Below are 3,507 nucleotides of genomic sequence, written 5' to 3' on the forward strand. Positions count from 1 at the left end.
GCGACCAGCAGCTCGAAGGCGTTGGTGAAGTCGAGCTCACAGTGCGCGTCGGGGTGGATCAGCGCCAGCTCGCGGGCCATCCGCCGCGCCCGGCGGGTGCGCGCCAGCGGCGACTCCTGCGGGTCGAACGGGGTGCCGCCCCGGGCAGCGGCACGGCGGGCGCGCGGCGGGACGGGCCGGGCGTAGGCGGGCGAGGACACGCGGTCGAGGGTAGGCGGACCGGCTGACAGGGCCCGTGCCATCATCGCGACCGCCGTCGCCGGGCGTTGCACGCGAGGTCCCGGGGTACACAGGAGTGCAGGCGCGAGCCGGCCGGCCCGGTCCGCGTGCTGCGACGAGGAGAGAGGAGGAGCCGGTGGTCGCCCTCATCGTCATCCTGTTCCCGCCCCTGGTCATCGCCTTCCTGCTGGTGATGGAACGCGTCGAGGAGCCACTGCGCCGGCCGGCCGGCCCTCGTGAGGTGGCCGAGTTCCTCTCCACCGCCAGCGCCGGCGAGGTCGACACCCTGGCCAACTCCGGCATCCGCCGCGCCATGGCCCGCTGGCGGCGACGTCGCGCATCGCGGGTGCGTCGCCAGGCCGAGCCGCCCGTGGTCTGAAGAAGGACCCCCTGCCCCCACCGTGGAAGGACTCCGTCCTCATCCCTCGCAGGCTCGGGACGAGCCTCGGGACGAGCCTCGGGACGAGGCCGGCGGCGGGAGCCTGCGGGGGGCCGTTCCAGCACGTTCCCGGGCTCGCGACGGGACCCAGCAGGGTGGCCGTCCTCACTCCCCGGGGTGGCGGGCTGTCCCGCCGATCGGGTGACGACGCGCACAGGCCCCTAGACTCTCTGCGGACGGCGCCGCGACGACGCGGCTGCTGACCGGGCCGGCCGCGTGCCGGTGTTCCCAGGTGTGTGTGCGAGAGGACGCGTAGTGGACGAGGTGCTGGCCCAGTCGGGGCTCTTCCAGGGGCTGCCGGAAGAGGCGGTGGACCCGGTCGCGAGCCGCCTGGAGACCGTGACGCTCCCGCGCGGCCGCGTGGTCTTCAACGAGGGCGAGCCGGGCGACAGCCTCTACATCGTCATGTCCGGCAAGATCAAGCTGTCCCGCCGGTCGCCCGACGGCCGCGAGAACGTGCTGGCCGTGATGGGCCCCTCCGACCAGTTCGGTGAGCTGTCGGTCTTCGACCCCGGCCCGCGCACCGCGACCGCCACCGCGGTCACCGACGTCAAGCTGGCCCGCATGCCGCAGGCGGTGCTGCGCCCGTGGATCGAGGCGCACCCCGAGGTCGGCGAGCGGCTGCTGCACGTGCTGGCCCGCCGGCTGCGCCGCACCAACGACTCGGTCGCGGACCTGATCTTCACCGACGTCCCCGGCCGCGTCGCCAAGGCGCTGCTGCAGATGGCCGACCGGTTCGGCAGCCGCGAGGGCGAGGGGCTGCGGGTCAAGCACGACCTGACCCAGGAGGAGCTGGCCCAGCTCGTCGGCGCCTCCCGCGAGACGGTCAACAAGGCGCTGGCCGACTTCGTGCACCGCGGCTGGATCCAGCTGCAGGGCAAGTCGGTCGTCGTCCTCGACGAGGAACGCCTGCGCCGCCGCGCGAGGTGAGAAGGGACCTCCCTGCCCCCTGTCACTCGCACGCTCGCGATGGGTCCCTGCAGGGAGGCCGCTCGCGGTCAGCTCGGTAGCGGCACGACCATCCGGATCCGCGTGCCGTCGGGCAGGACGGCCCAGCGGCCGTCGGGTTCCTCGGTGAACGAGGGGCAGATCGGGTGCAGCGGCTCCGGCGGCGACCCCGCCAGGGCGGCGGCGACGTCGGCGAAGGGCTCGAGCTGCCCGAGGGTGTGGATCGTCGGCGGCAGCATCGGCCGGGTGCCGGCGGTCATCTCGGCCAGCGCCGCGGACGGTGTCAGCCAGCTGACCTGGTCGGCCTCACCGGTGACGTGCCGGGCCTCCTGGCCGACCGGCAGCGCCGCGGCGAAGAACTTGGTGTCGTAGCGCCGCGGCTCGACCGGCGGGGTGATCCAGTGCGCGAAGGGCCGCAGCAGGTCCGAGCGCAGGGCCAGCCCGCGGTCGGCGAGCAGCTCGGCGAGCGACAGCTCCCGGGCCAGCAGGGCCTGGCGCTGCGCCTCCCAGTCCTCACCCGAGACGTCCGGCACGACGTCGCCGCCGTCGGCCGCCCCCGCGAGCAGCACGCCGGCCTCCTCGAACGTCTCGCGGACCGCCGCGCAGACCAGCTCGCGCGCGGTCCGCTCGTCGCAGCCGAAGGCGTGCGCCCACTCGGCGGGCGAGGGACCGGCCCACGCGGTCTCGACGTCGCCGTCCCGCGGGTCGACGCCGCCACCCGGGTACGCGGTCATCCCACCGGCGAACGGCATTCCGCGGGTGCGCCGGAGCAGGTACACCTCCAGCCCGGGGGCGCCGTCCCGCAGCAGCAGCACCGTCGCCGCCTGCTTGGGCACGGAGATCATGGTCGCCCTGCGAGGTCGTGGTCCCGGTGTGGGGGCCGGAGGCTCCCCGCCGGGATCACGAGGACTCGCTCAGTGCCGCTGGGGGACGGCACGTGGCCGCGGTGTCGCCCGGTACGGCGACGATGTCGCCGCTCATCGCAGCTCGACCGTGAGCTCGACCTCGACGGGGGCGCCCAGCGGGAGCTCGGCCACGCCGATGGCGCTGCGCGCGTGCCGGCCGGCGTCACCGAAGACCCGGCCGAGCAGCTCGCTGGCCCCGTTCACCACCCGCGGCTGGCCGGTGAAGCCCTCCGCGCTGGCGACGTAGCCGACCACCCGGATGACGCGGGCCACCGAGTCCAGTCCCACCAGGTCGTCGATCGCGGCGAGAGCGTTCAGCGCGCACAGCTTGGCGTCGTGCGCGGCGTCCTCGGGGTCGACCGAGCCGCCCACCTTGCCGGTGCGGCGCAGACCGCCGTCGACGAAGGGCAGCTGACCGGAGGTGTAGACCAGCTGGCCGCTGCGCACTGCCGGGACGTAGGCGGCGACCGGTGCGGCGACCGCGGGCAGCCGGATGCCGAGCTCGGCCAGCCGGGCGTGCCAGCTGGAGGTCTGCGGGCTGGTCATGACCCGGTCAGCCGACGGGGCGCTTGAGGTAGGCCACGGGCTGGTCGGCCCCGCCCGGGCCGGGCAGCACGGTGACCAGCTCCCAGCCGTCGACGCCCCAGGAGTCGAGGATCGCCTTGGTGTTGTGGATCAGCAGCGGGATGGTGGCGTACTCCCACTTCGCGCGGGCCGGTTCGCTCATGGGCGCGACGCTAGCGCAGCGGTGTCCGCACCGTGTCGGGCCGCACACGGCTGCGGGAGGCCCGGGTGGCGGGCTCCTCCTACGCTCGTGTCCGTGAGTCCCGTCCCCTCCTCTGTGCGCTGTCACGTCGTCACCGGGAAGGGCGGGACCGGCAAGACCACGGTCGCCGCGGCCCTCGCGCTGGCCCTCGCCGCCGACGGGCGCCAGGTGCTGCTGGTGGAGACCGAGGGGCGCCAGGGCATCGCCCAGCTGTTCGACACCCCGCCGCT

At 74.9% G+C, this 3,507-nt stretch carries 6 protein-coding genes and 1 pseudogene; 3 read left to right on the forward strand and 4 right to left on the reverse strand.

Features of this window, described 5'->3' with window-relative positions:
* Positions 1–200, reverse strand: a pseudogene (locus tag BUB17_RS24950) (endonuclease III); the annotation flags it as partial.
* Positions 201–355: 155 nt separating this feature from the next.
* On the opposite strand from BUB17_RS24950, the gene BUB17_RS24955 reads away from it, so the two are divergent.
* Complete coding sequence (locus BUB17_RS24955) at positions 356–598, forward strand: hypothetical protein (RefSeq protein WP_083606603.1); 243 nt, start codon at positions 356–358, stop codon at positions 596–598.
* Between the two features lie 315 nt (positions 599–913).
* The gene (locus BUB17_RS24960) at positions 914–1,588 is read left to right on the forward strand and encodes a Crp/Fnr family transcriptional regulator (RefSeq protein WP_072921512.1); all 675 of its coding nucleotides are present in this window, start codon (positions 914–916) and stop codon (positions 1,586–1,588) included.
* Positions 1,589–1,656: 68 nt separating this feature from the next.
* Here BUB17_RS24960 and BUB17_RS24965 read toward each other — a convergent pair whose 3' ends face one another.
* From BUB17_RS24965 to BUB17_RS27240, 3 genes are all read right to left on the reverse strand, one after another.
* The gene (locus tag BUB17_RS24965) at positions 1,657–2,451 is read right to left on the reverse strand and encodes an NUDIX hydrolase (RefSeq protein ID WP_072921514.1); all 795 of its coding nucleotides are present in this window, start codon (positions 2,449–2,451) and stop codon (positions 1,657–1,659) included.
* Between the two features lie 132 nt (positions 2,452–2,583).
* Positions 2,584–3,057 carry a RidA family protein gene (locus tag BUB17_RS24970; protein WP_072921516.1) on the reverse strand — a complete coding sequence of 158 codons (474 nt, stop codon included), beginning with the start codon at positions 3,055–3,057 and terminating at the stop codon, positions 2,584–2,586.
* Between the two features lie 7 nt (positions 3,058–3,064).
* Positions 3,065–3,238, reverse strand: a complete 174-nt coding sequence (locus BUB17_RS27240; RefSeq protein ID WP_175561487.1) for a Sp36 family protein — start codon at positions 3,236–3,238, stop codon at positions 3,065–3,067.
* Positions 3,239–3,352: 114 nt separating this feature from the next.
* Here BUB17_RS27240 and BUB17_RS24975 point away from each other — a divergent pair.
* Positions 3,353–3,507: ArsA-related P-loop ATPase (locus BUB17_RS24975; RefSeq protein WP_280173916.1), on the forward strand; the 155-nt coding region annotated here is incomplete at its 3' end.

It is taken from the genome of Geodermatophilus obscurus, from assembly GCF_900143215.1.
Classification (GTDB): domain Bacteria; phylum Actinomycetota; class Actinomycetes; order Mycobacteriales; family Geodermatophilaceae; genus Geodermatophilus; species Geodermatophilus obscurus_A.

Bases quoted from the DNA above. Each gene is read 5' to 3' on its own strand.
- BUB17_RS24965 (WP_072921514.1), bottom strand. From the start codon at position 2,451: ATGATCTCCGTGCCCAAGCAGGCGGCGACGGTGCTGCTGCTGCGGGAC.
- BUB17_RS24970 (WP_072921516.1), bottom strand. From the start codon at position 3,057: ATGACCAGCCCGCAGACCTCCAGCTGGCACGCCCGGCTGGCCGAGCTC.
- BUB17_RS27240 (WP_175561487.1), bottom strand. From the start codon at position 3,238: ATGAGCGAACCGGCCCGCGCGAAGTGGGAGTACGCCACCATCCCGCTG.